Origin of the sequence: Thermobaculum terrenum ATCC BAA-798 (genome assembly GCF_000025005.1) — a bacterium.
In the GTDB taxonomy this organism is placed as follows: Bacteria; Chloroflexota; Chloroflexia; order Thermobaculales; family Thermobaculaceae; genus Thermobaculum; species Thermobaculum terrenum.
In genome coordinates this window covers 726,481-751,378 of record NC_013525.1, presented here as the reverse complement: position 1 = coordinate 751,378, position 24,898 = coordinate 726,481, and the positions used below count along the sequence as shown (strand labels likewise).

Annotated in this window: 27 protein-coding genes, 1 tRNA gene and 1 other RNA gene; 21 read left to right on the top strand and 8 right to left on the bottom strand. The window is 48.0% G+C overall.

Annotated features, from left to right (window positions below; genetic code table 11):
* The first annotated feature begins 100 nt into the window (after window positions 1-100).
* Both TTER_RS03455 and TTER_RS03450 read left to right on the top strand, forming a co-directional pair.
* Entirely contained in the window at window positions 101-1,654 is a 1,554-nt protein-coding gene (locus tag TTER_RS03455) for a 2Fe-2S iron-sulfur cluster-binding protein (RefSeq protein ID WP_012874644.1), read from the top strand.
* Between the two features lie 52 nt (window positions 1,655-1,706).
* A tRNA-Leu gene (locus TTER_RS03450) sits at window positions 1,707-1,788 on the top strand.
* 219 nt (window positions 1,789-2,007) lie between these two features.
* Here TTER_RS03450 and ssrA read toward each other — a convergent pair.
* Both ssrA and smpB read right to left on the bottom strand, forming a co-directional pair.
* Window positions 2,008-2,363: a transfer-messenger RNA gene (gene ssrA / locus TTER_RS15275) on the bottom strand.
* Between the two features lie 15 nt (window positions 2,364-2,378).
* Window positions 2,379-2,864, bottom strand: a complete 486-nt coding sequence (smpB, locus tag TTER_RS03445) for an SsrA-binding protein SmpB (protein WP_012874643.1) — start codon at window positions 2,862-2,864, stop codon at window positions 2,379-2,381.
* Window positions 2,865-2,934: 70 nt separating this feature from the next.
* Between smpB and TTER_RS03440 the strand changes: the two genes are divergently transcribed.
* From TTER_RS03440 to TTER_RS03395, 11 genes are all read left to right on the top strand, one after another.
* Complete coding sequence (locus TTER_RS03440) at window positions 2,935-3,939, top strand: D-alanyl-D-alanine carboxypeptidase family protein (protein WP_012874642.1); 1,005 nt, start codon at window positions 2,935-2,937, stop codon at window positions 3,937-3,939.
* Complete coding sequence (locus TTER_RS03435) at window positions 3,932-4,693, top strand: pseudouridine synthase (RefSeq protein WP_012874641.1); 762 nt, start codon at window positions 3,932-3,934, stop codon at window positions 4,691-4,693. The genes TTER_RS03440 and TTER_RS03435 overlap by 8 nt, the downstream gene beginning before the upstream one ends.
* A complete protein-coding gene (gene cmk, locus TTER_RS03430; protein WP_049822943.1) occupies window positions 4,627-5,343 on the top strand; it encodes a (d)CMP kinase in 717 nt (238 codons plus the stop codon). The genes TTER_RS03435 and cmk overlap by 67 nt, the downstream gene beginning before the upstream one ends.
* An 89-nt stretch (window positions 5,344-5,432) precedes the next feature.
* On the top strand, window positions 5,433-6,062 hold the full coding sequence (locus TTER_RS03425; RefSeq protein ID WP_049822942.1) for a lysophospholipid acyltransferase family protein: 630 nt from the start codon (window positions 5,433-5,435) through the stop codon (window positions 6,060-6,062).
* Window positions 6,055-6,561: a MogA/MoaB family molybdenum cofactor biosynthesis protein gene (locus tag TTER_RS03420; protein WP_012874638.1), complete on the top strand. Its 507-nt coding sequence runs from the start codon at window positions 6,055-6,057 to the stop codon at window positions 6,559-6,561. Before TTER_RS03425 ends, TTER_RS03420 begins: the two co-directional genes overlap by 8 nt.
* Window positions 6,562-6,759: 198 nt before the next feature.
* Window positions 6,760-7,695 (top strand): hypothetical protein, encoded by a 936-nt coding sequence (locus TTER_RS03415; protein WP_012874637.1) that lies wholly within the window; start codon window positions 6,760-6,762, stop codon window positions 7,693-7,695.
* 23 nt (window positions 7,696-7,718) lie between these two features.
* Complete coding sequence (locus TTER_RS03410; RefSeq protein WP_012874636.1) at window positions 7,719-9,374, top strand: R3H domain-containing nucleic acid-binding protein; 1,656 nt, start codon at window positions 7,719-7,721, stop codon at window positions 9,372-9,374.
* 1 nt (window position 9,375) lies between these two features.
* Complete coding sequence (gene tmk, locus TTER_RS03405; RefSeq protein WP_012874635.1) at window positions 9,376-10,026, top strand: dTMP kinase; 651 nt, start codon at window positions 9,376-9,378, stop codon at window positions 10,024-10,026.
* Complete coding sequence (locus TTER_RS03400; protein ID WP_012874634.1) at window positions 10,023-10,352, top strand: cyclic-di-AMP receptor; 330 nt, start codon at window positions 10,023-10,025, stop codon at window positions 10,350-10,352. The genes tmk and TTER_RS03400 overlap by 4 nt, the downstream gene beginning before the upstream one ends.
* A 72-nt stretch (window positions 10,353-10,424) precedes the next feature.
* Window positions 10,425-10,802 carry a zinc ribbon domain-containing protein gene (locus tag TTER_RS16330; protein WP_012874633.1) on the top strand — a complete coding sequence of 126 codons (378 nt, stop codon included), beginning with the start codon at window positions 10,425-10,427 and terminating at the stop codon, window positions 10,800-10,802.
* 87 nt (window positions 10,803-10,889) lie between these two features.
* Window positions 10,890-11,168 carry a hypothetical protein gene (locus TTER_RS03395; RefSeq protein ID WP_012874632.1) on the top strand — a complete coding sequence of 93 codons (279 nt, stop codon included), beginning with the start codon at window positions 10,890-10,892 and terminating at the stop codon, window positions 11,166-11,168.
* Here TTER_RS03395 and TTER_RS03390 read toward each other — a convergent pair.
* From TTER_RS03390 to folP, 5 genes are read right to left on the bottom strand one after another with little or no spacing between them, the layout of a single operon-like run.
* A complete protein-coding gene (locus TTER_RS03390; RefSeq protein WP_012874631.1) occupies window positions 11,165-12,379 on the bottom strand; it encodes a 6-phosphofructokinase in 1,215 nt (404 codons plus the stop codon). The two genes, TTER_RS03395 and TTER_RS03390, sit on opposite strands and share 4 nt — an antisense overlap.
* On the bottom strand, window positions 12,363-13,460 hold the full coding sequence (locus tag TTER_RS03385; RefSeq protein WP_012874630.1) for a glycosyltransferase family 9 protein: 1,098 nt from the start codon (window positions 13,458-13,460) through the stop codon (window positions 12,363-12,365). Before TTER_RS03385 ends, TTER_RS03390 begins: the two co-directional genes overlap by 17 nt.
* Before the next feature lie 3 nt (window positions 13,461-13,463).
* Window positions 13,464-13,904, bottom strand: a complete 441-nt coding sequence (gene fabZ, locus TTER_RS03380) for a 3-hydroxyacyl-ACP dehydratase FabZ (protein ID WP_012874629.1) — start codon at window positions 13,902-13,904, stop codon at window positions 13,464-13,466.
* Between the two features lie 15 nt (window positions 13,905-13,919).
* Window positions 13,920-14,735, bottom strand: a complete 816-nt coding sequence (locus TTER_RS03375) for a lipoate--protein ligase family protein (protein WP_012874628.1) — start codon at window positions 14,733-14,735, stop codon at window positions 13,920-13,922.
* 16 nt (window positions 14,736-14,751) lie between these two features.
* Window positions 14,752-15,897, bottom strand: a complete 1,146-nt coding sequence (gene folP / locus TTER_RS03370; RefSeq protein ID WP_241215213.1) for a dihydropteroate synthase — start codon at window positions 15,895-15,897, stop codon at window positions 14,752-14,754.
* Between the two features lie 105 nt (window positions 15,898-16,002).
* On the opposite strand from folP, the gene TTER_RS03365 reads away from it, so the two are divergent.
* From TTER_RS03365 to TTER_RS03330, 8 genes are all read left to right on the top strand, one after another.
* Entirely contained in the window at window positions 16,003-17,082 is a 1,080-nt protein-coding gene (locus TTER_RS03365) for a M24 family metallopeptidase (RefSeq protein WP_012874626.1), read from the top strand.
* Window positions 17,083-17,290: 208 nt separating this feature from the next.
* Window positions 17,291-18,382 (top strand): sigma-70 family RNA polymerase sigma factor, encoded by a 1,092-nt coding sequence (locus TTER_RS03360; RefSeq protein ID WP_012874625.1) that lies wholly within the window; start codon window positions 17,291-17,293, stop codon window positions 18,380-18,382.
* A 26-nt stretch (window positions 18,383-18,408) separates the two neighbouring features.
* Window positions 18,409-18,846, top strand: a complete 438-nt coding sequence (locus tag TTER_RS03355) for an acyl-CoA thioesterase (RefSeq protein ID WP_012874624.1) — start codon at window positions 18,409-18,411, stop codon at window positions 18,844-18,846.
* Between the two features lie 55 nt (window positions 18,847-18,901).
* Entirely contained in the window at window positions 18,902-19,555 is a 654-nt protein-coding gene (locus TTER_RS14585) for a class I SAM-dependent methyltransferase (RefSeq protein WP_083768764.1), read from the top strand.
* Between the two features lie 127 nt (window positions 19,556-19,682).
* On the top strand, window positions 19,683-20,639 hold the full coding sequence (locus TTER_RS03345) for a TIGR03557 family F420-dependent LLM class oxidoreductase (protein WP_012874622.1): 957 nt from the start codon (window positions 19,683-19,685) through the stop codon (window positions 20,637-20,639).
* A 151-nt stretch (window positions 20,640-20,790) separates the two neighbouring features.
* A complete protein-coding gene (locus TTER_RS03340) occupies window positions 20,791-22,977 on the top strand; it encodes a S8 family serine peptidase (RefSeq protein ID WP_012874621.1) in 2,187 nt (728 codons plus the stop codon).
* Window positions 22,978-23,072: 95 nt separating this feature from the next.
* Window positions 23,073-23,561, top strand: coding sequence for a VOC family protein (locus TTER_RS03335; RefSeq protein ID WP_012874620.1), 489 nt, complete (start codon window positions 23,073-23,075; stop codon window positions 23,559-23,561).
* Between the two features lie 80 nt (window positions 23,562-23,641).
* Window positions 23,642-24,184, top strand: coding sequence for a DoxX family protein (locus TTER_RS03330; RefSeq protein ID WP_012874619.1), 543 nt, complete (start codon window positions 23,642-23,644; stop codon window positions 24,182-24,184).
* 60 nt (window positions 24,185-24,244) lie between these two features.
* Here the strand turns inward: TTER_RS03330 and TTER_RS03325 are convergent, their stop codons facing one another.
* On the bottom strand, window positions 24,245-24,889 hold the full coding sequence (locus tag TTER_RS03325; protein ID WP_012874618.1) for a Sec-independent protein translocase subunit TatA/TatB: 645 nt from the start codon (window positions 24,887-24,889) through the stop codon (window positions 24,245-24,247).
* Window positions 24,890-24,898 lie beyond the last annotated feature (9 nt).

Below are 24,898 nucleotides of genomic sequence, written 5' to 3'. Positions count from 1 at the left end.
GATCTTTCGATGCAGCATTCCATAGATAGACTAGCAAAAACTGTAAAAGCTTGAGTACAAATCCTAGTAACTGTAACTCCAAGTTGATAGAGTCGTTAGCGTGAGTGGAGAAGAAAGACAACTCAAGAAAATAAGAATAACTCTTCTACCAGCTGCCCAGAGATTTATCCTCAATGCAGATAAGACCCTAACGGAGCAGGAAGATAGCGCAGCCATGGGGATAGAGTCCCCATGTGACGGGGCAGGGTTCTGCGGGAGATGTAGAGTCCGCTTTCTTGAAAACGTCCCACCACCAACAAGTTGGGACAGGCTACACTTTGAGAGCAAGGAGCTATCTGCAGGCTTTCGCCTGGCCTGCAAGGCAAAACTAGACTCGGACTCTATAGTGGTAGTACCGAATAAGCCCGGTAAGGTGCGTATACAGGGCAAAGAGTACAAATACAACTTTGCACCTAGCGCGCAAAAAACAGTAATACATGCCTCACTATCAGATATTACAGATGATAACAGGCATATCCTGCCTATAACTATCCTGACAGCTTACAGGAAGGAGCTAACATTATATTCTGTCGGGAGCGATCTAACAAAGACGGAGCCCGGAGCAAGTAAGAAACAGTGCCAAGGAGTGGCAGCAGTCGTAAGAAACAGAAGAATCTCTGTGTGGGCCCACGATCTAGAGAGTGGCGAGGAGATCTTCACGGATACAGTCAAGGAGATCAGTAAGGGTCAGTCTCTGCAGGGCTTGCTAAGAGCAGCTTGTCTTAAGCACGGCAGACGACTTTCTGACATAAACGACGCACTCATAGTAACAGACGGAACCCTGAGGATAGATGAAGAGGAAGGCAACTATAAGATCTTTGGACGTGAGAAGCCTTCCATTTGCGGGCTTGCGATTGCTTCGATGATGGGAGCAGATATACAAACAGACGCGCCGCACATGCTTATGTCCCTGGAACCCTACCCATGGATTCTGCTCACCGTCGGAAACAGATGTCTACTCACCTGGGACTACAATGGCTTCTTCAGGAAGGATCTATTCAATTTTGAGCACGATATAGCTGATGAACTTAAACCAACCTTTGCACAGGCAATCGAAGCCACGATAGCCTTAAAAAGGATTGATCTAATTGATGATAAAGGACTGCTCCACCCCACATCCCCTAACAGAAAGATCCTAGAGATAGAAGTCCTTGATATAGTCCATAACGACAAGAACCTATCTATTCGAATTCGCACACAGACAGATACATTCCTGCTTTCCCAAGCGCACATACGGCAAGTTCAAAGGATCAAGGGGGTACTTGCAGATCTTCAGGATAAATTGCTCACCAAGGCAGATATAGATAGTAATGAGTTGGTGAAGATAGTGTTAGCAGGTAACTCCCTTGGATTTGCTTCTCAGAAAGGTCTGAAAGATCTAGGTATTCTGAGAGCATCCGAAGGCACAGTTATAGAATCCTTCCCTGATGCTGAGGCATTTGGCGCAAGGCTAATGTTGCTTTCGTCTCGAGCTTACAAGGACGCTAACAGGCTATTGGAAACCATCGAGGCCACCCCTAATCCAATGCTAAGCAGGGACTGGGCATCTAACCTCTACATCTCAACACAGAGCAAAAATAGCCACAAGCTAAAGCCTAAGGAAAAAGTCCTTTAGAAGCTCAACAGGACTTGAATTTGGCAGCTATGAGTTGATAGACTTTTTATGCGCGGAAGTGTCGGAATTGGCAGACGAGCATGACTTAGGATCATGTGCCGCAAGGCGTGTGGGTTCGAGTCCCACCTTCCGCACCTAAAGCGAACAAGACATATAAAAATAGCTGGAGGTGATTATCCTCCAGCTATTTTTATATGTAGGACTGGGCTGTTGACACACCACGCAAGCTGGAATCGTATACAAGGCCAGCTAACAGGGCTGCTTATTAACTAACGAAGGCAGCTTTCAAGCCCCGGAAAAACCAAGGCCTGAGAAACTAAAAAATAAAGCGGGGAACCTAAGGTTCCCCGCCCTGGTGGAGATGGGGGGAGTCGAACCCCCGTCCAGAGGCTTTGGACCGAAACATCCTACAGGCTTAGCCGATCTTTGCTTTCTCGCTTGAGTACTCCCGACCGGCAGGGTTACTCAAGCCAGCCGGATTTAGTCTTAGGCGTTCGCGCTCCGGCAAGCGCTAGCGCCGCACTCCGGTTTCTCGACGCCCATCTCAGCTCCACCGGAGAAGGAACTGAGTGGACGTAGCCGCAGCTAAATTAGGCGGCTAGAGCGTATTCTGTGTTGGCAGTTGTTTTTTTGCCCCTTCGTCACGGGGTCGAGGCATCCCCGGCCTGCAGTTTCGCGCCCTACACCCCTGTCGAATCCGGTCATCCCCATGTTTTCAAGGTGCCTATCTAACTCTATGCTTCATAGCCGCCTGGATCTCTCTTTGAGCATCCCGCTCGGCTATAGCCTGACGCTTGTCATACTCGCGCTTGCCCTTAGCAAGGGCAATTTCTATTTTAGCAATCCCATTCTTAAGATACAACCTTAGGGGCACCAATGTATAGCCCCTTATCTGCTGCTTGCCCGCCAAGCTAGCTATCTCTTTACGATGCAGCAATAATTTGCGAGGTCGAAGTGGATCATGATTGAAGTACTTCCCACTCTGTTCGTAAGGAGATATGTGCATGTTGTACACCCAAGCCTCGCCATTTTCGACTCGAGCATAAGCATCCCTTAGATTTACCTTACCCTGACGTATGGACTTAATCTCACTACCTGTGAGAGCTAAACCAGCTTCGATCTTATCTTCTATGGCATAGTCATGAAAGGCCTTACGGTTAACAGCAATAGTCTTCTGCCCTTCAGCAGATGATTGTTGAGTCTTTGACATTTCCCCCTACCTTAGCGCCCCTGTTCTCTACCGAGAGTATGATGATAACACATAATGTATAATCGCTGTGATGTGGTCCAAGGATCATAACAACCAAACACTAAGATGTATTTCATGCCTGTTTATCGTCTTTCTGCTCTTGATAGCAGGGATTATTGTTCCCATATCAACAGCCAACGCTGCATTACCCGCATCTAACGCTGTCGTCTTGCCATATCCGGAACCTGAGATAACTGCCAAATCAGCTCTAGTAATGGATCGTAGGACCGGTAAGATCCTATGGGCCTACAAACCTAACAAGAAGTTAGCCATGGCCAGCACTGCCAAAATGATGACGGCCATCCTTGCTCTACAGTATGCCGATCCAAATGAGGTCATCAAAGTCTATCCTCGTGACCTTGTAGGCGGATCCACTGCTTACCTGCGTGCAGGAGAAAAGCTAACCCTGACAGATCTCCTCAAGGCAGCCCTTATACCATCCGGTAATGACGCAGCAGTAACAATAGCAGATTACGTAGGACGAAAGTACCTGGGTGGGGTAGGGGACAATGGTATCCAAGTATTCGTTGATGAGATGAATGCTAAGGCACATGAGTTAGGTTTAGACCATACGGTGTTTCGTACTCCCAACGGTTTCGATGCTCCCGGGCAGTATTCAACAGCCTTGGACCTAGCCAAACTGGGGAGGGAGCTGCTCGATAACCCTCTACTGTCTTCGATTGTTGGAACTTATAGAACAAGGGTAATCGGACACTTGGGGGGAAAGCCTGTATATCACACGTTGGTATCCACCAATGATCTATTACCCATATATCCTGGTATGCAGGGTATCAAGACAGGCACTACGCCCGCAGCTGGAGAGAACCTAGTATCTTATGTGAAAAGGGGCAATATAGAGCTTATAGCGGTTGTATTAGGATCGCAAGACAGATTTGCCGATACTAGGGCTATCCTCGACTGGATGTTCAGTAGTTACTCCCTCGCAGAGTCGATTCTACCTATAACTTCGCCAACGACTGCGCATGTAAACTACCTTCAGATGTACCCCTACTATCTGGAGGCTAGAGGTGAATGAGCCAATACGTCTACACAAACTGCTCGCACAGATGGGCGTTGCGTCCAGAAGAGCGGCGGAAAGAATGATAGCTGAGGGGAGAGTCTCAGTAAACGGTCGTATCGTCAATACACCTGGAGCGATGGCCAGTCCTGAAGACGAGATCAGGGTGGATGGCAAGCTGGTACGACAGCAACCCAAAATGAGGTACATACTGCTGAATAAGCCAGCAGGCGTACTGAGTACAGCAAAAGATGAACGAGGCAGAAAAACGGTTATAGATCTACTCGGACAATCTAACCGCGTCTATCCGGTGGGCAGGCTTGATAAGGATTCTGAAGGATTGATGCTACTCACCAACGATGGTGAGCTTGCCCAAAGGATTACTCATCCACGCTACGGTGTGCACAAGCAATATATGGTAGAGGTAGAGGGTTATTTCTCGGATAGATCGCTTCAAGACCTGCTGCAAGGTGTGGAGTTAGAAGACGGCTTCAGCAAGCCGCTAGATGCCAAGATCATCAGCAGATCCCGTGACAAGAGCAAGTTACTTATCACGATGGGTGAAGGTAGAAAGAGGCAGGTACGCAGGACCTTAGCAGCATTGGGTTACAAGGTAAAGAGGCTAACGAGAGTTGCACTGGGCCCGCTGAGCCTAGGTAATCTCAAACCTGGTGAGTACAGAGAACTAAGTGATCAGGAGGCAAAATGGCTAAGGAGTCAGCTGGGGCTAACTCCAGAGATATCCAACATTCAGCAAAACCACGGACGATAGCCATAGACGGGCCATCTGGAGTCGGAAAGAGCACCATAGGCAGACTTTTGGCGGATCGATACGGATATCTATTCTTCGATACAGGGGTTCTCTACCGAGCACTAGCGCTCAAGGCAATTGAGAAGAACGTAGATCCCACAGATGAAGAAGCTCTGGCTAATATCGCATCAAGTATGAGAGTGGACGTATTACCTTCGCCTGCAACTTCTCACTCCATGTATAAGGTAATAGTTGATGGAAGCGACGTTACCGACAGGCTACGCTCCTCTGAGGTCGAAAATATAGTCTCAATCGTATCAGCGCACCCAAAAGTAAGACAGTCCTTGCTGGAGCATCAAAGGCGTATAGCGAAATCTGGCCCGAGCGTAGTCGTAGGCAGAGACATAGGCACAGTCGTCCTGCCGGATGCACAACTAAAGATCTATCTAGACGCCGCACCAGAGGAGAGAGCCAATCGAAGATACAGAGAGCTTTTATCTCGGGGGGTAAACACCACCTACGAGCAGGTGCTCATGGACATCCACCGCAGGGATAAGCTGGACTCAAGCAGGGCAGCTTCTCCACTAAGGGTACCTAAGGATGCGGTAGTAATAGATACTACCGGTAAGAATATCCAGGAAGTATTAGCAGAGGTGGAGCATTGGATGTAAAACATCAACACAGTACAAACCGATCTCCAAAAGACCGACTCTCACATATAATAGCCAGGTGGATTATAGTCCACATAATTACCCCTCTAATGGTCAAACTAGAGGTCATAGGTAGGGAAAACATCCCCAAGGAGGGTCCATTCATAGCCGCTGCTAATCACCTGAGCAACCTTGATCCTCCACTACTGATGTCGCAGTTGCCACGTGTTCCCAGAGTAATGGCCAAAAGGGAGCTATGGAGGTTTCCAATAGCCGCAGCTTTCTTCAACTGGGTTGAAGCCATTCCTATCAAGCGTGAAGGATACGATAGAAGAGCTCTTCGGGAGGCTGAAGAGGTGTTGGCTTCAGGAAGACCTTTTGGTATTTTCCCCGAAGGTACCCGCAGCAGAACAGGCAAGCTACAACCAGGATTACCAGGAGTAGGGATGCTAGCGATCCGATCTAAGGTACCTGTGGTTCCAATAGCCTTTATAGGTACTAACCAAGTTTTCAAGGGGCGCAAATTCCACCCAAGAACTAGAATAAAGATGATCATAGGAAAACCTATTTCTCCCGAAGAGATACAGCAATTAGGAAATGCCAAAGCTGTAACAGACTATATCATGAGCAGAATAGCTCAAATGCTTCCACCAGATATGCGTGGGGTATACTCTGAAGAAAAATTCGAGAAAGAATCTGAGAGAGATCTATCCTCTAGGGAGGAACAGAGTAATGTTTAGAGCCGCAATAGTAACTGCATCGGATCGAGGTTTTGCAGGAGTCAGAGAGAAGGACGAGAGCGCAGAAGTTATACGCGATATGTTAAAGGACCTGCCAATCGAAATCGTTTCGTATCAAGTAGTGCCAGACGATCTAAACAAGATAGCCTCAACCTTGTTGACACTATCCACCCGTGAGGACGTTCATCTCATATTGACCACTGGAGGCACAGGACTATCACCCAGAGACGTTACACCTGATGCAACACTACAGATCATAGACTATGAGGTACCAGGTATAGCAGAGGCAATGAGATTGGAGGGATTGAAGCATACCCCCATGTCCATGCTCTCGAGAGCAGTTGCTGGAGTAAGATCTGACACCCTAATTATAAATCTGCCAGGCAGCCCCAAGGGCGTAAGGGAATCTCTTTCTGCCATCATACCAGCTTTAGTGCACGCGCTGGAAAAGCTCTCAGGAGATGAAGAAGATTGCTATCCACAACCAGAAAATAACTAGAACCTCTACAACGTAGCATCAGAGTTCCCATAAAATACTGTATAGAGGAATTACTATTAGCTAAAATTTGAAAGCGGATAGCTTATTCATATACACTCTAGTGTTAGGTAAATATTTAGTGGGGCAGGATTGATAAGGCCCATTCATATCACGGACCTACCGTATCTAATCAGGCGGCAGCGACTCACGTCGCTAGATATGCCAGAAACCTCGGTTAGAGGCTTCTCTCCAGTAGTTTTTGCTCTCAAGTCTTCACTTTATCCCATGAGAAAGCACTACCGAGCTTTCGCCTATACTACCCCAACCCATATAAGAAGCATATGCTATACCCATACAACTCAGAACGAGGACACACTGCACCTTGTAGCCCTTGGAGAGTTTGGAAATTATTCTCCTAAGACAGAAATCTACAGAGAGAAGTTGTTGTCTTCTGTGTGCGCTTGGGCTGTGAGGGAGGGCAAACAGAAGGTAGTAGCTAAAGTGGCAGAGGATGACCCTCTTGTTGAGGTACTGGTAAGTCTAGGCTTCACTAGAGTCACTGAGGAAAAAGTATTTAGCCGCGAGATATTCAATGCAGGATCCGGTCCGGCTACACCTGAAACTAGCCTGGCTGAGCAGGACATATGGGATGCATGGAGGCTATATAACCACACAGAACCCGCAACGATAAGAAGGGCTGATGGTCTGACTCCGAGCATGTGGAAGCGTAATCATATGGAGAAGACCCAGCGCAAGGAATGGATTGTGCGAAACCCGGAAGGTAACCTTGCTGTATACGGTAGTCTGAAAAGTGGGAAAAGGAATTATATTCTGAATTTCTTCTATGACCCAGATATCCCAGAGTTAGAGCAGAGCCTGCGCCTAGCCCTAAACCTGGGTATCAACAAGATATCGCAAATAGGACATGTTCAGGTTTATTGTACAGTCAGGGAACATCAGGACGAATTGGAGTGTTTATTAAATGATGAAGGGTTCTCTCTCCTACATAACCAATTACGGCTTGTCCTGTACACTACAGCATTCGTCAAATCCAAAGACAACCAAACAGTACCGTCAGTCGAAACAAACCCGGCAGCTCTCCAGACAGGCTTCTTCCAGAAGAAAGATACTACACAAAAAGACGCTATAATTTAGTTATGTCAATAAACGAGGTGCTTATGGTGCACGAACTGAGATACGAACACAACGAAGAATACACAGTAACAGATGATCTGGATGCCATGCTTGCGGCTATTCCACCTCGTATCAGCAGGCCTCTCAAGGAGATGCCTGACCTACCTGATTTAATCGAGGTGGTAATGGACCTTGGCAGGCTACCTGAAGCTAGGTTTCCACATAGAGAGGTTACCCTAGGGGATAATGAGGTAACCCATGAGGATCTACGCTATGTCATAAGCAGGATCGGAAGCTTCGGGGACGATAACAGAGCGGGAATCGAGAGAACCCTGCATCGTATAAGTGCTATACGCAATCGTAAGGGAGATGTGATTGGTATCACATGCCGAGTGGGCCGGGCGGTTATGGGCACGATAAATATCATTCGTGACCTAGTAGAGACCGGCAAGAGCATCCTGATACTTGGCCGTCCTGGTGTTGGTAAGACCACCATGCTGCGTGAAGTCGCAAGGGTACTATCAGAAGACCTGAGAAAACGCGTGATAATAGTCGACACTAGCAACGAAATAGCTGGTGATGGTGATATACCACATCCAGCGATTGGACGTGCAAGAAGAATGCAGGTACCCACACCTAGCATGCAGCATGCTGTGATGATAGAGGCCGTGGAAAATCACATGCCCGAGGTCATCATAATCGACGAGATCGGGACTGAGCTTGAGGCAGCAGCAGCGCGTACTATAGCTGAGCGAGGCGTACAGCTGATAGGTACAGCACACGGTAATACGCTCGAGAACTTGATGATGAACCCTACCCTGTCGGACCTAATAGGCGGTATACAGTCCGTCACATTAGGCGACGAAGAGGCTAAGCGCAGGGGCACCCAGAAGAGTATCCTCGAGCGCAAAGCTCCTCCGACATTTAATATCCTTGTAGAGATACAAGATAGGGATAGGGTAGCCATACACCCAGATGTGGCTGAAACGGTAGACGCTATCCTTCGTGGCTATGAGATCAAGCCAGAGGTCAGATGGAGAGACGCTACTGGCAAAGTACATATCGAGAGAGGCGTAGCCTCGTATTTCCAGGAGCGTCCCTCCAGACGCCTCGAAAACAGGATGGACAGCGGAATCGATAGAAAAAGTGTCCCAGTAACTACTGAGACACAGAACATCCCGAGAAACACCAAGCAGGAAAGTGAGGAAACACTGCCCGAGGCTCAGGAGCCTATAATCAAGCCGAAGAAGGTCTATCCTTTCGGTGTAAGCCGCAACAAGCTGGAGCAGGCAGCTATCAGGATGGGAGTCCCTATCATAATAGTCAAGAATCTTGACGAGGCAGAAGTAGTTATTACAGTAGATAACTACTACAGAAAAGCGCCTCCAGCTATAAAGGATGCTGGGACGAGAGGCAAATCCGTATACGTACTGCGAACCAATAGTGCTACACATATAGAGCGCCTGCTGTCCAGCTTGTTTCACATACCGATTCCAGTAGACCCAGTACTGTCGGCTCAATACGAAGCCGAGGAGGCAGCACAGAAGATCCTGAACGATGAGGTTCCAGCCGTCAAATTATCTCCTCAAACACATTCCATAAGGAGAATGCAGCACCAGATAGCTGAGAGATATAATCTCCAGTCGCGTAGCAGCGGCAAAGAACCTTTTCGAAGCGTGACCCTCTTCAAAGGGGAGTAGGGTGTTCATAACTTTCGAAGGACCGGAGGGCAGTGGCAAAACTACTCAAGCTAGAATGCTTGCCACTGCCCTTGAAACACTGCAATGTAAAGTAGTACTAACCCGCGAGCCTGGGGGCACACTCGTAGGCGAAGAGATTCGAAAGATACTGCTCGGACCTTTAGGCAAAGATCTTGACCCTAAGTGCATTCTCCTGTTATTCTCTGCCGCAAGAGCACAGTTAGTCAGGCATATCATCAAGCCTGCAATAGACTCAGGTAAGATAGTCATATGCGACAGATACGCTGACTCCACCAGGGCTTATCAATGGGGGGGTGATGGGATACCAAGGGACGAAGTAGAAAGAGCCATACAGCTAGGGACTGAAGGCTTGGAGCCGGACATAACTTTCTACCTAGACTTAAGCCCGGAAGAAGGACTAAGACGACGCAGAACCGATTCGGCCAGAGGGGCAGAGAGCGGCTGGAACTCCATGGATGCCAGAGAGTTAGAGTTTCATCAGAGAGTTAGAGAAGCCTATCTATCCCTGGCTAAGGAGTACAGTTCAAGATTCTATGTAATAGATGCCGCAGGGCGCATCGAAGATATTCACAGGACTATAATCGAGATCGTCAACAAGAAGCTACAATCGCGCATAGGAGGGAAGGTTTGAAGTTAGTCATTGCAATTATCAGCAGTCGAGATACCAATGCACTGCTAGATGCACTCAACCGTGAGGAGATAGGAGCAACGCTCATCAACTCAACTGGAGGATTCCTCCGAGAAGGTAATGCTACCGTCTTTATTGGAGTGGAAGACGAGCGAGTAAATAGAGTCATCACCATTCTGTCGCAGACTTGTAAAACCCGAACTCGATTAGTAAGCCCCTCAATCCCGGCCATTGAATCCGGCGAATACTTACCTACCGGGCCTATAGAAGTAGAGGTGGGCGGCGCAACTATATTCGTCCTGCCCGTAGAAAGATACGTGCGCATATAAGTACCGAAAGTGAACACCAGCTTATACGAGCTTGTACGGCTGGGGCTGGCTCTTGCTGGGGCATTTATAGCCATGATATGGATAGCATTAGCCCTTTGGACGTACAAGGACTCGCAGAGCAGATCAAACAACATTCTAGTCCCTATACTCTCAACCATCCTGGTAGCAGCCACTTTCTTTATAGGATGGTTGATATATCTAATGCTGCGCCCCAGTTATACCCTTGAGCAGGTACGCCTAATAAAGCTCAGAGAAAGAGAATCACTCGCTAAAGCCTCTGAAGTAGAACTATGCCCAAGGTGCAAGACGCGCGCACAACCAGAATTCAAATACTGCCCGATCTGCGGATTAGATCTTAAGAGCACTTGCCCAAACTGCAGACGGTCGGTCCGAATTACATGGAACATATGCCCTTACTGTGGGCATCAGCTTGAAGACCTAGAAACCTAACAAGTCTGTGATATAGAAATAAGTTACATTATGTCTTATAATTATTGTCCACATAGCGTATCTATTCCCAAGGCCGGAGGTCACATTATGCATAACACAGACACCTCCCGACAGTGCGCAATATGTGGACATCCTCTACCCGAAGATCACTTCTACATCGAGGAGCGCTGGAGCAAGAGTGAGGTAGAGAGCAGCCACATAACCCCTCAGAGACTTAGCAGGTCACAGATAGATGATCAAGGCAGATATGTATTTTACTTCTGCCGATGGAGGCATCTAGGAGATTTTCTCTCGGAGTGCGGCTTGACATCTACCCAGCGTAGAGAAAGAGATGAGCACGCAGACTCCACCTACCAAAAAGCCTAGATTGTCTTCAGGGCTATTCTCTTGCCTTGCAGGCGCGGAAAGCTCACGGCACTCCCACCAATAAGTGGCATTGCGTACTCCACAAACGCCTTTGTAACGAAATTGCCCTCTGGCGAGATGTATTCCTCAGGTAAAAGTTTTTGCTGGTTGGCTATCTTCTCCAGCTCTACCAGACCAGGCTTACTCATATAGGGGTCGTTTGATATCCGTTCTATGGTTACCATGCGGTTGGTAGTACCCTTGGTAACCTCTTCTACAGCATATCGTCCCACCATATAAGCCTCTTCCAGATCCACCTGGCTAGCCATTGCCATAGACATCCTCTGGATGGTGCCCGGCTTATCGTACCGAGCTCGTAGTCCCAGATCACGGCTAACAAGATCAGCAAGATAAGCTGCGGTGCCTGAGATATACTTGTGACCGAAAGCGTCTTGACTAAATACCGGATCAACCCTAGCTATATGGTTGCCGTTCTCATCTCGCACTGTTTCGGCAACTACAACCAGCACATAGCCGTACTTCCGATAGCAATTCTCAACGTCTTCCAGAAACTTCTCCCTAACTAATGGCCGCTCAGGCACATATATAAGATGTGGCGCATCCGTCTCTCTGACCTTACCAAGGATCGATGAGGCAGCTACCCATCCAGCATCCCTACCCATAACCTCTAGGATCTTGACTGGATCTACCCTACGCATGGCTTCGGTGTCTAGACCAATCTCCTGGGTGACTGTGGAGATAAATCGAGCTATGCTTCCATAGCCGGGAGAGTGGTCTGTGTATGGAAGGTCGTTATCTATGGTCTTCGGCACAGCTACCGCATATAATTCGTAATTTGCTGCTTGAGCTGCTAAGGCTATCCTATGGGCTGTATCTGCGGAATCGTTACCACCTATATAAATAAAGTACCTTACATCCAGAGAGCGCAGGATCTGTAGAGCTCGATCTATATCATCATCAGAGAGCTTGTAACGATTGGAGCCTAGTGCAGCAGATGGTGTTTTCTTGATTTCTTCCCATACACCGTCAGGCTCAGCTCGCAAGTCTACTACCTCGCTACGGAACAAACCTTCCACACCGTGCAACATACCGTAAACTTCACCCACAGCAGGACTCTTCAGGGCAGTCTGAACCACTCCGACCAAACTGGAGTTTATAACCGCCGTACAGCCACCGGATTGACCTACTATCAGGTTACCTTTTACAGCCAACTTTACCTCCGCTCCTCAATAATCTTATGGCAGCATCCACCACAGATTCGGGATCTATATCTCCAAGATCACAGGCTTGAGAAACATTACCCATTTTATGCCCCACATATAGAGAAGGCTTCGGTCTGTTAGGTGCCCTTATGCATACAGAGGGTGGTGCACCTATTTCTTCACATGGCCCCCAAGCCCGCTCATTGGTGGGTCCCCACAGTGAGACTATCTTGGTGCCCACTGCCTCGGCTACGTGCATAGGACCGGAATCGGGACCTATATAAAGGTCACATCTAGAAAGCACTGCAGCTAGAACTTGCACGCTAGTCTTACCAACTAAGTTTACCAGCTCTGTCCTTGAGGCTTTGATTACCTCCTCAGCCCCTCCTACCTCTTCAGGTCCTCCAATAAGGATGAAGCTACCACCCAAAACTTGATGTAGTCTATCAATAACCTTGGCGTAAAGCTCCGCACGCCATGCGCGTCCTGGGATCCATCCTCCTAGACCATGGTGCACAGCTATTAATGGTCTAGCTATGTTATTTCCCAATAAGCTATCAACCTTGGCGTAGGACTCGGGACAGACCTTTATGCCCAAATTGCCACCACTTGCACAAGGCGCTAATGCTAGTACTATATCCCGCCAGTAAGCTCCCTCACATTTGGCTCCAAAACCCTGGTCAGGCAGGGAAGCGTTGAGAAACCACCCTCTACCATTATCAATACCAGCCCTAAGAGGTGCGCCCGATGCAAGTGCTATGGAGAACAACTTAAGGGTACCCAGAAAAGTAGTCATATGATGGGCAAAAATGACGATATCGTAGTGTCGTCTGTATACGGACCATAGGAGCTTTATCCAAGCGATGATCGACCGAGGTGTGAAAGCCCTAATGCCCTCTATGAGCTTCCGATCAAATGTTATTACTTTGTTGACTCTTTCATCACAGGCGAATACTTCACCTCCGGCACTGCCGAGTAAAACATCTATACTGTATTCAGGCAGGCAGGAGCTAGCTGCATCCACAGCCGCAGTCAATATAACTGCATCGCCCAGGTCCCCTAGTTTGACAATAAGTAGGCGCCTGCTCAAATACTATTCACTCCCAGGCCAGTCGCCTAGAGCAAAGATGAATCTCCCCTCAGTAGTGACAGTATCACCCACCCTGGCTACTCCTTTACCTGTGCCGATCTTACCTCTGACCCGATCCAGGACCACTTCAAGAGTAAGTACATCCCCGGGCTTAACTGGTTTCCTGAATCTTACATCATCTATACCTGCGAAGTAGGCAAGCTTGCCTCGATTTTCCTCCATGCCAAGTATGGCTACAGCACCCACCTGAGCCAAAGCTTCCACCTGTAACACACCAGGCATTATGGGCATACCAGGAAAGTGCCCCTGAAAGTAAGGTTCATTAGCGCTCACGTTTTTTATTCCTACTGCACGTACCCCATATTCTATCTCGATGATTCTATCCACTAGTATGAAAGGATACCTGTGAGGGATTATCTTCTGTATTTCTTCAGCTTCAAGCACAGTAACCTCCAAAAGCTATTTCTTACAGGACCATTCTAGGGATCTATACTTATCGTTTGCCAGTTGCCCTGCAAGCTGTCTTTCGTAACTGGTGAGATCACCTACACACAACTGTAACTGCCAGACAAGACTAAACCCCTCAATCAGGGCTTTTTCCACGTCTTCTCTTTCCGGTACAAAACCAAGAGCCTCCTGCAGGCAGGTTGCCTTGTTCTTGCTGGACTGAAATGCTAACAGTCTGGTGTCGTTATCTGGAAAACTCAGCCCCATAAACAGCTTATATTGAGGATCCGTTAGTGGTATTGAACCATGTTGGAGGAGGGCTTTCCTTGTTCTAGTCTGAGCACTACCTATCAGCTTACGACCCATGTAAGTTAGCTCGTATTGTGAAGGTATTGTAGAGCAGGCAGGATTAGTCCTGAGCAACCTGGCATCCCCCTTTGGAGCAAGCTGTACATCTGCCCCCAGAAGCCTTAGACCAGCAACCAAACAGGAGGATATCTTCCTATAACTCTCAGTTACTGAACCGCTCACTCGTTCATCAGACAGAGGCGCTGCTATACTGTAGGTAACCTCACTTGTGCTGTGATAAAGGGCCCTACCTCCGGTAGGTCGTCTTACCCAAGTTATACCAGGAATAGATCTTGCATCCTCGTTTAAGTCAGAATATGGTTGAAATCTTCCTAATGAGTAGCAACCAGGTGACCAACCATAGAGCCGTATAGTAGGAGGAGCCTTGCCTTCATCTACGGCCGCTAGCATGGCCTCATCTATGCCCATATTGGTAGCACCATCACAAGCACGATCTAATATCAGACGCCAGCTTTGCATGACAGAAGGTGTACTCCTACAGGAATTCCCTTCGCACTATTGCATCAGCCACAAGGCACACGTCAAGCATCTGCTCAACATCATGCACTCGCACTATATCAGCTCCAGCAGCCACGGAAAGTGCTACAGTTGCGGCCGTGCCAAACTTTCTCTCCTGAGGATCTTTCCCGGTTATCCTGCCGATAAACCCCTTCCTGGAAGTACCTATCAGCACGGGATAACCCATTGACTTGAACTCTCCAAGACGAGCGATTATCTCTAAATTATGTTCAATAGTCTTTCCGAAACCTATACCAGGGTCTATAATTATGGATTCTCTACGCACCCCTGAATCCAGCGCCCTACTCACCCCGGCCTCTAGTTCAGAATAGATCTCGCTGATGAGGTCATCGTATTGAGGATTGTCCTGCATATCTTTTGGTGTTCCCTTCATGTGCATCACAACCACACCAGCTTCATAAGCAGCTACTAGCTTAGCCATTTCTGGATCGCGCAGGCCAGACACATCGTTAATGATATCCGCTCCCGCTTCCAGAGCAGCCTGTGCTGGACCCAAGCGGTAGGTGTCCGCTGAAATAGGGACATCAGTCATAGGCCTAATCCGAGATATCAGGTCTTTGAGCCTACTTGCTTCCTCTTCCTCCGGGATAGGGTCTGATCCCGGCCTGGTACTCATTGCGCCTATATCGATGATATCTGCTCCCTGATCGAGGAAGGTCTCCACCCGAGATACCGCCGCCGATATATCCTCCAGGCCATCGCCAGAGAACGAATCGGGGCTTATATTGACAATCCCCATAACTAGAGTCCGAGATCCCAGCTCTATAGTCTTGTCCCTGGCGTATAGCACACTAGGGGTATTCATCCTTAGGACATTACGAATCTGTCTTGAAAGGTCTTTATAGGAACTGGCCAAACGCCCAGCCCACCACTCACATCTCTGAGAGCTGCCTATCACCAGGGCTCCTTCTTTTCCACTCAAGACAGCGAGTCCTTCATTCTCAGCATATCTGAGAATAGCATCGTCTAAGCTTTCTTCCGACGATACCCTAAGAACCACAGGCTGGTAATCTTCGTCTGTACTAATCGTTGCTCCCAGCCTGCTAGCTTCAGCTCTAATGATATCTGGTCTTGGGGTTATCCTACGAACAATAAATCTCATCAGTCTTCCTCTGGCGGGCAGTATACCATAACTAAATGACAGACATGCACTCGGTTGACTAACTATAAGCTATAGACCAATAATTGCTCCACAAGGAGGTAACAGGTGTACAGGAATAGGATAGAAAGAGCTCAACAGATAATGAGAGAGCGAGGAGTAGATGCTCTGATCCTGGGGCCAGGATCGGACCTCTTATACCTCACTGGTTACAACATTCATTCAAGCGAGAGATTGACCGCTCTGCTGGTCTTTGCACACGCCGACCATAGGCTATACATCCCCGAGCTAGAGGCAAGCAGAGTCACTGACCCATCACTAAGCCTTGTAATTTGGAAGGAATCAGAGTCTCCTACCAAACTGATATCAAAAGAGCTAGCTGCACAGGGTGTACAGACGATAGCAGTAGGAGACCAGCTGTGGAGCATCTTCCTCCTAACATTACAGGAAGATATAAAGCATGTCAGGTGGATACCTGCAAGCACAATACTCGCACCGATGAGACTGATAAAGAACGCCGAAGAGGTAGAGTTCATGAAACGGGCGAGCAAGGTGGCGGACCGTGTATGGGAAAGGATCTTGACGATTGATCCCAGGGGACTCACCGAACGTAAGATGGCTCAGATAGTATCCGACTTGCTTTTAGAAGAAGGTGCCGAGGATATAGCCTTTAACATAGTAGCCTCTGGGCCTAACAGTGCTTCCCCACACCACTCTCCTTCTTCCAGGACAATATCAGAAGGGGACATGGTCATATTTGATTACGGCGGTCCTTTGATGGGCTATAACTCAGACATAACTCGTACCCTACATGTTGGGAGAGCTGATGAAGAAGAGCTGAAGGTTTACAAAGCTGTTAAGGAAGCACAGCAACTAGCCTTCCTGGCAGTGAAGCCTGGGATTCCAGCGAGAGAGGTAGATAGGGCTGCTCGGGATCACCTTGGATCGCTAGGTCTAGACAAATTCTTCATACACCGTACTGGGCATGGGCTAGGATTGGATGTGCATGAGCCGCCATACATAACTCCTGATAGTGATCTACAACTTCAAGAAGGAATGGTCTTCAGCATTGAGCCCGGGGTATATATCCCCGGCAAGTTTGGAGTCAGAATAGAGGACATAGTGGTAGTAACACAACAGGGTGCCGAGCGTTTAAACCTGGCAACAAGAGAGCTTATAGAGGTCTAGTCCTGATATGTGCTTGCATTGGAGGCAGGCAGGATATATACGCTAACAGCCAGACCTTACACGTACATGGTGATAAACTAATAAGTTACAATTCAATTGTTGATTACGAGGGATTAAGCATGTTGCTTCAACCCCAATTGGTACATCTCTTGCAGAACTAGGCCTAGTTTTGTAACCCTATGACCCATAGCATTAGGAGGGGTCGACCATGGCGCAAAAGACGAATACCGAGCTTGAAGAGGCCATAAAAAGATTGATCACCCTTGGGAAGAGCAAGGGTCATGTAACTGAAAGAGATGTCTTCGAGCTTGTTCCCGAGGCCGAAGATAACATTGACTGCTTTAATCAGGTCAGTGATGCTCTCATTCGGGAAGGAATAGAAGTTCTTCCTGAGGAAACCACAGAAGCAGAAGCCGGACCAGAGGAAGATCTGGACCAGACCCTAGAAGAACTGGAGAACGACGGTTATCTCACCGATGCTGTCAAGATTTACCTTCGAGAGATAGGGTCTGTTCCTCTTCTTACTCCTAAGGAGGAGGTCGAGCTAGCTAAGAGAATAGAGAAGGGCGATACCGAAGCCCTACAAAGGTTCGTCCTGGCAAATCTTCGTCTAGTGGTAAGTATAGCCAAGAGATATGTAGGACGAGGTCTGCCTTTGTTGGACCTAATACAGGAAGGTAATATCGGCTTGATGCGAGCGGTCCAAAAGTTCGATTGGCGCAAAGGGCACAGGTTCAGCACATACGCTACTTGGTGGATTAGGCAAGCCATTACACGTGCTATAGGTGATAAGTCCAGAGAAATCAGGCTTCCAGCTCATATAAATGAAGAGCTCAATAGAATCAACAGGATAAGACAGCAGCTCTCACAGACTGTAAATCGTGAACCCACACCTGAAGAGATCGCGGAAAAGGCTGGCACTAGTCCAGAGCGGGTAAGAGAACTCCTTGGGTACTTACAGCAACCTGTATCTCTCGATACGCCTGTCGGGGAGGAAGCAGATAGTACTCTTGGGGAGTTCGTCCCTGACGTTCGAGCCAATCCTGAGGAAGAAGCTACTGATGAGGTACTCAAAACCGAGATGGATAGAGTACTGGATGAGGTGCTTACCCCTCGCGAGAAACGCGTCTTGCAGCTAAGATATGGGCTTGGTGATGGTCATACTTATTCGCTAGAAAAAGTGGGGAGAGAACTAGGAGTCACCCGCGAGCGAGTGAGGCAATTAGAGAAGCAGGCACTTGAGAAACTCCGTAGAGGCCCCGCTATAAGAAAGCTTGCCGAATATATGGAGGAACGTTGATACTCAATCTGGAGGTATAGGCATAGTTGGCCGCACACAAGACTCAAGTAAGGGTAAGATACGCACATACTGATCAAAGTGGTGTTGTATATCATACACGTTATATAGAATGGTTTGAGGCAGGCAGGTCCGATGCAATGCGTGAGCATGGTATGCCCTATAGTGAAATAGAAGCCTTAGGCATCCTACTGCCCGTAATAGAGGTCTACGCGCGTTACCATAGGCCTGCTGTATATGAACAGCTACTCGATATCTGGACCTATGTAGGAGAACTTACCCGGACTAGAATTAGATTTGACTACCGAATTACTGTGGCCGAACAAAATGACCCATTAGTCACAGGTTATACTGTACATCCCTTTATAAGCAGAGATAACAAAATACTTCGACTGGACCGTATGCCCGAATTATGGCAAAGGCTACAGGAAGCCGCACGAGAGCTCTCTCACGATGCTGTGCATTGAAAGTCCTTGCTGTACATTGAAAATCCTTTGACCTAAGGTAATCTTCTTGCCTCAAATGAACGCAGTTCAACGTATCTTCGGAGCAGCACTAAGGCAGGTAATATTTCCCGCGCTGTATAACTGTCTGGCTGTTATATATGATCCGATCAGTTTCTTAGTATCCGCTGGACAGTGGAATACTTGGCGACTATATGCTCTAGATTACATACGAGGCAAAGAGGTCTTGGAGATAGGTTTTGGCACGGGCAGGCTGCTTGCTGCTTTGTACTCGCTTGGCTACTACGTAACAGGTATTGATCCTTCCACTAGAATGCATGCTCTGGCTAAAAAGAGGCTGCCTGAAGAGCTCACTAAATCTAGACTTATAGTCTGTAGAGTGCAAAAGATGCCATTTCCTGATGCATCTTTTGACACAGTAATCAGTACTTTCCCTACAGAATATATCCTGCAGGAAGACACATTCAGAGAAGTTCATCGCGTCCTTAGAGAAAATGGCAGATATGTGATAGTGCTCTCGGGAGAGTTGTTGCCAACGAATTGGTACAACAAGGTACTTATCAAGGTATTTAGTATCCTCGGATACAACACATGTCCAGCCCATATCTACGATAAAGTCCCTTATAGAAAGTATTTCGTAGGCAGGCGCATCACGCGGCAAAACAACAAGAGCCTTGCACACATACTGATCCTCGAAAAGGTCCCCAACTAGACATACGCTCAGGCATTCTACATTAGCGCTCAAGACAATGGCACGTATATTGCAAAACTTACAGCCATCCATCTTCCTTTACAACATCCCTTGACAGTCGGTAAGTGAGGTACATGGAGGATTCGAAATGGCAAGTATTGGTTATTCTCTTTCATGCGAGGAGCACAGACCTAACGACCTAATAAAATATGCCAAGATGGCAGAAGAGGCAGGATTTGAATTCGCCCTTATATCCGACCATTTTCACCCATGGACGGATAAGCAGGGGCAAAGCCCTTTTGCGTGGAGCGTACTTGGGGGGATAGCGCAGGTAACAGACAAGTTGATACTTGGTACTGGAGTTACCTGTCCCATCGTGAGATACCATCCCACAATCATAGCTCAAGCTGCAGCCACAATAGCCGATATGATGCCAGGTAGGTTTTTCCTGGGATTGGGCACAGGAGAGAACCTGAACGAACACATACTTGGACAGCACTGGCCTGAACCAAAGATAAGGCTGGATATGCTCCAGGAGGCCGTAGAGATCATAAGAAAGCTATGGGAAGGAGGATACAAAAGCCACTACGGGAAGTACTTTAAGGTAGAAAATGCACGTATCTATACCTTGCCCGAACAGCTACCTCCGATAATGATCGCCGCATCCGGCACTCATAGTGCACAAGTAGCAGCTAGCATAGGCGATGGCTTTATAGGTGTTGGCCCTAGTGGCGACCCCATTGACGCCTTTAACAAGAATGGCGGCGCAGACAAACCTAAGTATGGGCAATTGACTGTCTGCTGGGCAGAGAGCACTGAAGAGGCCGTCAAAACAGCCTATGAATGGTGGCCTAATGGAGCTCTGAAAGGCGACTTGAACCAAGAACTACCCTTACCACTTCACTTTGAGCAAGCATCTAGCATGGTAACAGAACAGGATGTAGCTAAGTCTATAACGTGCAGCTCAAATCCAGATGACCATTTAGCGGCTATACAACAAATGTTGGACGCGGGCTATACCCATGTATATGTACATCAAGTGGGCCCTAATCAAGATGGATTTATAAGATTCTATCAGCAGCACGTTCTTCCAAGATTACAGTAATCCCCTCCATTTCTATTCTCCTAATCAATAGATGAAGGTAGCCAAATGTCATAAGCTACCTTCATCTATTGATTTATTTCATAAATGTTGTATGCTACTAACTATTCTCAAGCTAGATAAGGGGAATTAATAAAAAGCGAGGGGATAGAAGATGAAAACAAAAGCAAGGTTGTGGATTTGGTTAGTAGTATGCCTAGCCATAGCGCTGTCCGGTTTTTCGATCTCATACGGGAAACAAACTTCGGATAGCACTACTAGTAAACCGAGTTACACCACCGAATACGCATTGGTTCAGTTAGTTGGAGACCCTCTCTCAACCTATTCAAAGACTAAGCCACTCCAGGGAAAGAAGATAGACTTCAACAGTTCGCAAGTCAAATCATACCGAGCTTTGCTGGCAGAGAGAAGGAACGAATTCAAGAGCTGGCTACGAGAGAATGCACCTAATGCTAGAGTTACGGGAGAATATGATCTTGCACTCAACGCAGTGTCTGTGAAATTAAATGGGACGAGCCTTGACACGTTACGTAAATCTCCCCTAGTCAAGACTGTTGAGTATGAGGGGCTTTATTATCCCACAGATGCTAACGATCCGGACCTCAACATCATCAACGCACTGCAGGCATGGGCACAGGGCGGTGGACCTGCTAATGCCGGCAAGGGAGTCAAGGTAGCCATAATTGACTCTGGGATAGATGTGAATCACCCATGCTTTGATGATTCAGGATACCCACAGCAAAGACAGTTAGGTGATACAAGATTCACCAACAACAAGGTCATCGTAGCCAAGGTCTTTTATAACAAGGCTAAGGTACAGGGCCTCACACCAGAAGCTATTGATACTCATGGCACACACGTAGCTGGAACCGTAGCCTGTAACCTGGACACACCTGCAAACGTTAATGGTGTCGATATTCCCTATAGAGTATCCGGTGTGGCTCCTAGAGCGCTTCTAGGCAACTACAATGTATTCCCTGGTACAGTTGGTAGTGCCAGATCAGAAGACATCCTGAATGCTCTTGAAGAGGCATATAAGGATGGCTTCGACATAGCCAACATGAGCCTTGGGGGAGGTTACCGAGGAGTTCAGGACCTGCTGACCCAAGCAGTTGATAATCTGGATCGCGCCAATATGGTGATAACAGTATCGATGGGGAATAATGGGCCAGGATACTTCACAGGTGGCTCTCCAGGCTCTGCTGAAAGAGCTCTCACAGCAGGAGCCAGCACTGTGCCTCACTTTGTAGGTGCACCTGTGACCGTAGATGGTAAGGGGACATTTGGTGCTGCCGCAGGCGATTTCGCCACAGTTTCAGAGAACCTTACCGCACCATTGGCCGTAGTCACATCCAATGACAGTCTAGATACTGCATGCACGGTTCCTCAGCGCGATCTATCAGGCCACATAGCATTGATATCCAGAGGAGTATGCTCCTTCTCTACCAAGATCAGAAACGTACAACAGGCTGGAGCTATAGCGGCTTTGGTAGCAAACAACGTTGCTGGTGACCCGACAGCTATGGGACAGGATGGCACACCCAACCAGCCAACCATACCTGCCTACATGATCTCTAGAGATGCTGGCCAAGAGCTTCTGGATGCTGATGGTAATAGCACTACCATATCGGCTTCCCTAAGCTACTTCCTTACGAATAGTGTGGATATTATGGCAGGATTTAGCTCATGGGGGCCTACCCGCGTAGATTACAGAATTAAGCCAGATGTTGTGGCACCCGGCGTGAACGTACTAAGCTCTATACCGGGTGACTGTGGAGAGCTGGGTTGTTGGGCTTTCTATCAGGGGACCTCAATGTCGGCTCCGCATCTAGCAGGCTCTGCGGCTGTGATCAAGAGCCAGCATCCAGATTGGAGCTCATGGCAGATCCGATCCGCCATCACAAACACGGCTAATGATGATGTACTGAAGGATTATAGAGACGGTACCACTATAATTAGAGATTCCCTGATCCGGGGCGCTGGTCGCGAAGACCTGCTGGCTGCTGTAAATGCCAAGGTAGCTCTGGATCCAGTAAGCATAACCTTTGGGCTCATACCATCAGGATCTGGGCAAAGCAGCAGCAGGACAGTCACTGTAGCTAATATAAGCGGTACTACGTTGACAGGTCTCAGCGTACAGATCACCGATGTAACTGGCAGTGGAGTGACTTATAATGCCAGCATCTCCAGTTCTACACTGGCAAATGGAGAGCAGGACACCATTAGGGTGAACATGAAAGCTAGCAAAGGAGCTCCTACTGGCTTCCACGAAGCTACGCTCCGAATATACTCAAACGGTACTGAGATAGCACACGCTGAGATACTTACTGTAATAAAGTGAGGCTTATAGCATAAAATAGCGCAGGGCATCCATGTGAGGATGCCCTGCAACTTCTTATTCATGATACATGTAGGGAACCTAAGGATAAATCAATAATGTCAGACTATATAGTACCCCCAGCTACGAAAATAGGACATGTTCACCTCAAGGTCTCAGACCTTGAGAGGTCTCTCTGGTTCTATCAGGAAGTACTAGGCTTCGAAGTTATAGCCAAGATGGGATCAAGTGCAGCGTTTCTTTCTGCAGGTGGATATCACCACCACATAGCCATAAATACATGGGAGAGCTTAGGCGGCTCTCCACCGCCTTTAGGATCTACAGGGCTTTATCACTTCGCTATCAACTATCCCACTCGGAAAGATCTGGCAACTATATTTGACAGACTACTGCAGTATAATTGGCCTATAGACGGCGCCTCGGATCATGGCACCCACGAAGCTATATATACCCACGATCCAGACATGAACGGCATTGAGCTGGCATGGGATCGTGATCGAAGCGAGTGGCCAACGACTAACGGTAAGATACACTTCTACACTCGACCACTCAATGTAGACAGCCTGTTGTCCGAAATCCAAAAGTAACAGTCGATATCGGCTATCCTCCAGGCACGGCTCTTGCTAATATTTAGTTACGAACTAACTAATATAAAGGAGGATCACATATGGAGGATGCCGCCAAACTGATACTACGTCTCACCACTGGGTCCTTGGTAGCCGGTCATGGTGCCCAGAAGCTCTTTGGTCTGTTTGAGGGCCCCGGACTTGAAGGCACTTCCGGTTGGTTGGAGTCTATGGGGCTAAAGCCAGGCAATGCTTGGGCTTGGCTCGCAGGGCTTGCTGAGTTTGGTGGAGGTGCACTCACAGCGCTAGGCTTAATGAATCCCCTAGGACCATTAGGAATCATAGGTGCCATGTCTATGGCGACAGCCAAAGCTCACTGGGGCAAGCCCATCTGGGTTACAGCAGGAGGCGCAGAACTACCAGTCACAAATATAGCAGTAGCTACTGCTATAGCCCTTGCAGGTCCGGGCAAATACTCACTAGATCACGCTCTAGGGATAAAGCTCCCCAGATGGATGTTTGCTGCAGGACTTGCAAGCATACTCAGCACCGTCGTTTATGCCAAGATTACCAGCGAGATGCTAGCTAGCCAGCAAAGTGGACAACAAGCTCAAGAGGCTAAGCAAGAGCAAGCTGCCGAATAGATTCTAAAACACGAGCAGGGTAAATAGAATCAAATTACCCTGCCCGTGTTTTAGTTTGGGCTATATAGGAGGAAGCTTGGGCCTACTAGGCAAGTCAAGATTACTCTCGTAATCCTCCGAGGTAGAGGCTACATCGGTAGATTCTGTAACATCTGGTTCGTGGAACTCAGGAGTAGAAGTATCTGGCAAACGACGGTAATGGTCACCCCAAGCTACATGCCCCTCAGCGGGCTTGATCTTGATCTCCCCATCAAGAGAATTAGATCCAACTGATTGCTGCCTCTCGATCTCTCTAAGAACCTTCTCGACCTCATCCTCAGAACTCTCAGTAGATGCTGCCTCTTCGTTAGCTGAAGAATATATGTCCGCAGGAGCATCTTGAGAGGCAAGCTCCTCAGAACCAGACTGGAAGGAAGACTCCTGGTATATGGGGTTCTCCTCTTCAATTAGCTCAGCTTCCACCTTTTGTGTATCTATATCCTCGTCGAGCACAGAACTGTTGGAGTGGTTATAGTTATTGTCGCTATACCTTGGCTCATCATTCAGAGAGAGGCTGAGCTCGCGTGTCACGCTATCGGTAGCGCTCCTAAACTCTCTTATCATACGCGCAACGGTCTTACCGGCCTCGGGAAATTTCTCTGGGCCAAGAACGATAAGCGCAATTATAACTATTACCAACATCTCCATCGGGCCGATACCGAACATAGGCTACCT

What these genes read in the sequence shown, in the direction of transcription:
- smpB (WP_012874643.1), bottom strand. Translation starts at nt 2,864, where the DNA reads ATGTCAAAGACTCAACAATCATCTGCTGAAGGGCAGAAGACTATTGCT.
- TTER_RS03440 (WP_012874642.1), top strand. Translation starts at nt 2,935, where the DNA reads ATGTGGTCCAAGGATCATAACAACCAAACACTAAGATGTATTTCATGC.
- cmk (WP_049822943.1), top strand. Translation starts at nt 4,627, where the DNA reads ATGGCTAAGGAGTCAGCTGGGGCTAACTCCAGAGATATCCAACATTCA.
- TTER_RS03425 (WP_049822942.1), top strand. Translation starts at nt 5,433, where the DNA reads ATGGTCAAACTAGAGGTCATAGGTAGGGAAAACATCCCCAAGGAGGGT.
- TTER_RS03420 (WP_012874638.1), top strand. Translation starts at nt 6,055, where the DNA reads ATGTTTAGAGCCGCAATAGTAACTGCATCGGATCGAGGTTTTGCAGGA.
- TTER_RS03415 (WP_012874637.1), top strand. Translation starts at nt 6,760, where the DNA reads ATGCCAGAAACCTCGGTTAGAGGCTTCTCTCCAGTAGTTTTTGCTCTC.
- TTER_RS03410 (WP_012874636.1), top strand. Translation starts at nt 7,719, where the DNA reads ATGGTGCACGAACTGAGATACGAACACAACGAAGAATACACAGTAACA.
- TTER_RS16330 (WP_012874633.1), top strand. Translation starts at nt 10,425, where the DNA reads ATGATATGGATAGCATTAGCCCTTTGGACGTACAAGGACTCGCAGAGC.
- TTER_RS03395 (WP_012874632.1), top strand. Translation starts at nt 10,890, where the DNA reads ATGCATAACACAGACACCTCCCGACAGTGCGCAATATGTGGACATCCT.
- TTER_RS03375 (WP_012874628.1), bottom strand. Translation starts at nt 14,735, where the DNA reads ATGCAAAGCTGGCGTCTGATATTAGATCGTGCTTGTGATGGTGCTACC.
- folP (WP_241215213.1), bottom strand. Translation starts at nt 15,897, where the DNA reads ATGAGATTTATTGTTCGTAGGATAACCCCAAGACCAGATATCATTAGA.
- TTER_RS03360 (WP_012874625.1), top strand. Translation starts at nt 17,291, where the DNA reads ATGGCGCAAAAGACGAATACCGAGCTTGAAGAGGCCATAAAAAGATTG.
- TTER_RS14585 (WP_083768764.1), top strand. Translation starts at nt 18,902, where the DNA reads ATGAACGCAGTTCAACGTATCTTCGGAGCAGCACTAAGGCAGGTAATA.
- TTER_RS03345 (WP_012874622.1), top strand. Translation starts at nt 19,683, where the DNA reads ATGGCAAGTATTGGTTATTCTCTTTCATGCGAGGAGCACAGACCTAAC.
- TTER_RS03340 (WP_012874621.1), top strand. Translation starts at nt 20,791, where the DNA reads ATGAAAACAAAAGCAAGGTTGTGGATTTGGTTAGTAGTATGCCTAGCC.
- TTER_RS03335 (WP_012874620.1), top strand. Translation starts at nt 23,073, where the DNA reads ATGTCAGACTATATAGTACCCCCAGCTACGAAAATAGGACATGTTCAC.
- TTER_RS03330 (WP_012874619.1), top strand. Translation starts at nt 23,642, where the DNA reads ATGGAGGATGCCGCCAAACTGATACTACGTCTCACCACTGGGTCCTTG.
- TTER_RS03325 (WP_012874618.1), bottom strand. Translation starts at nt 24,889, where the DNA reads ATGTTCGGTATCGGCCCGATGGAGATGTTGGTAATAGTTATAATTGCG.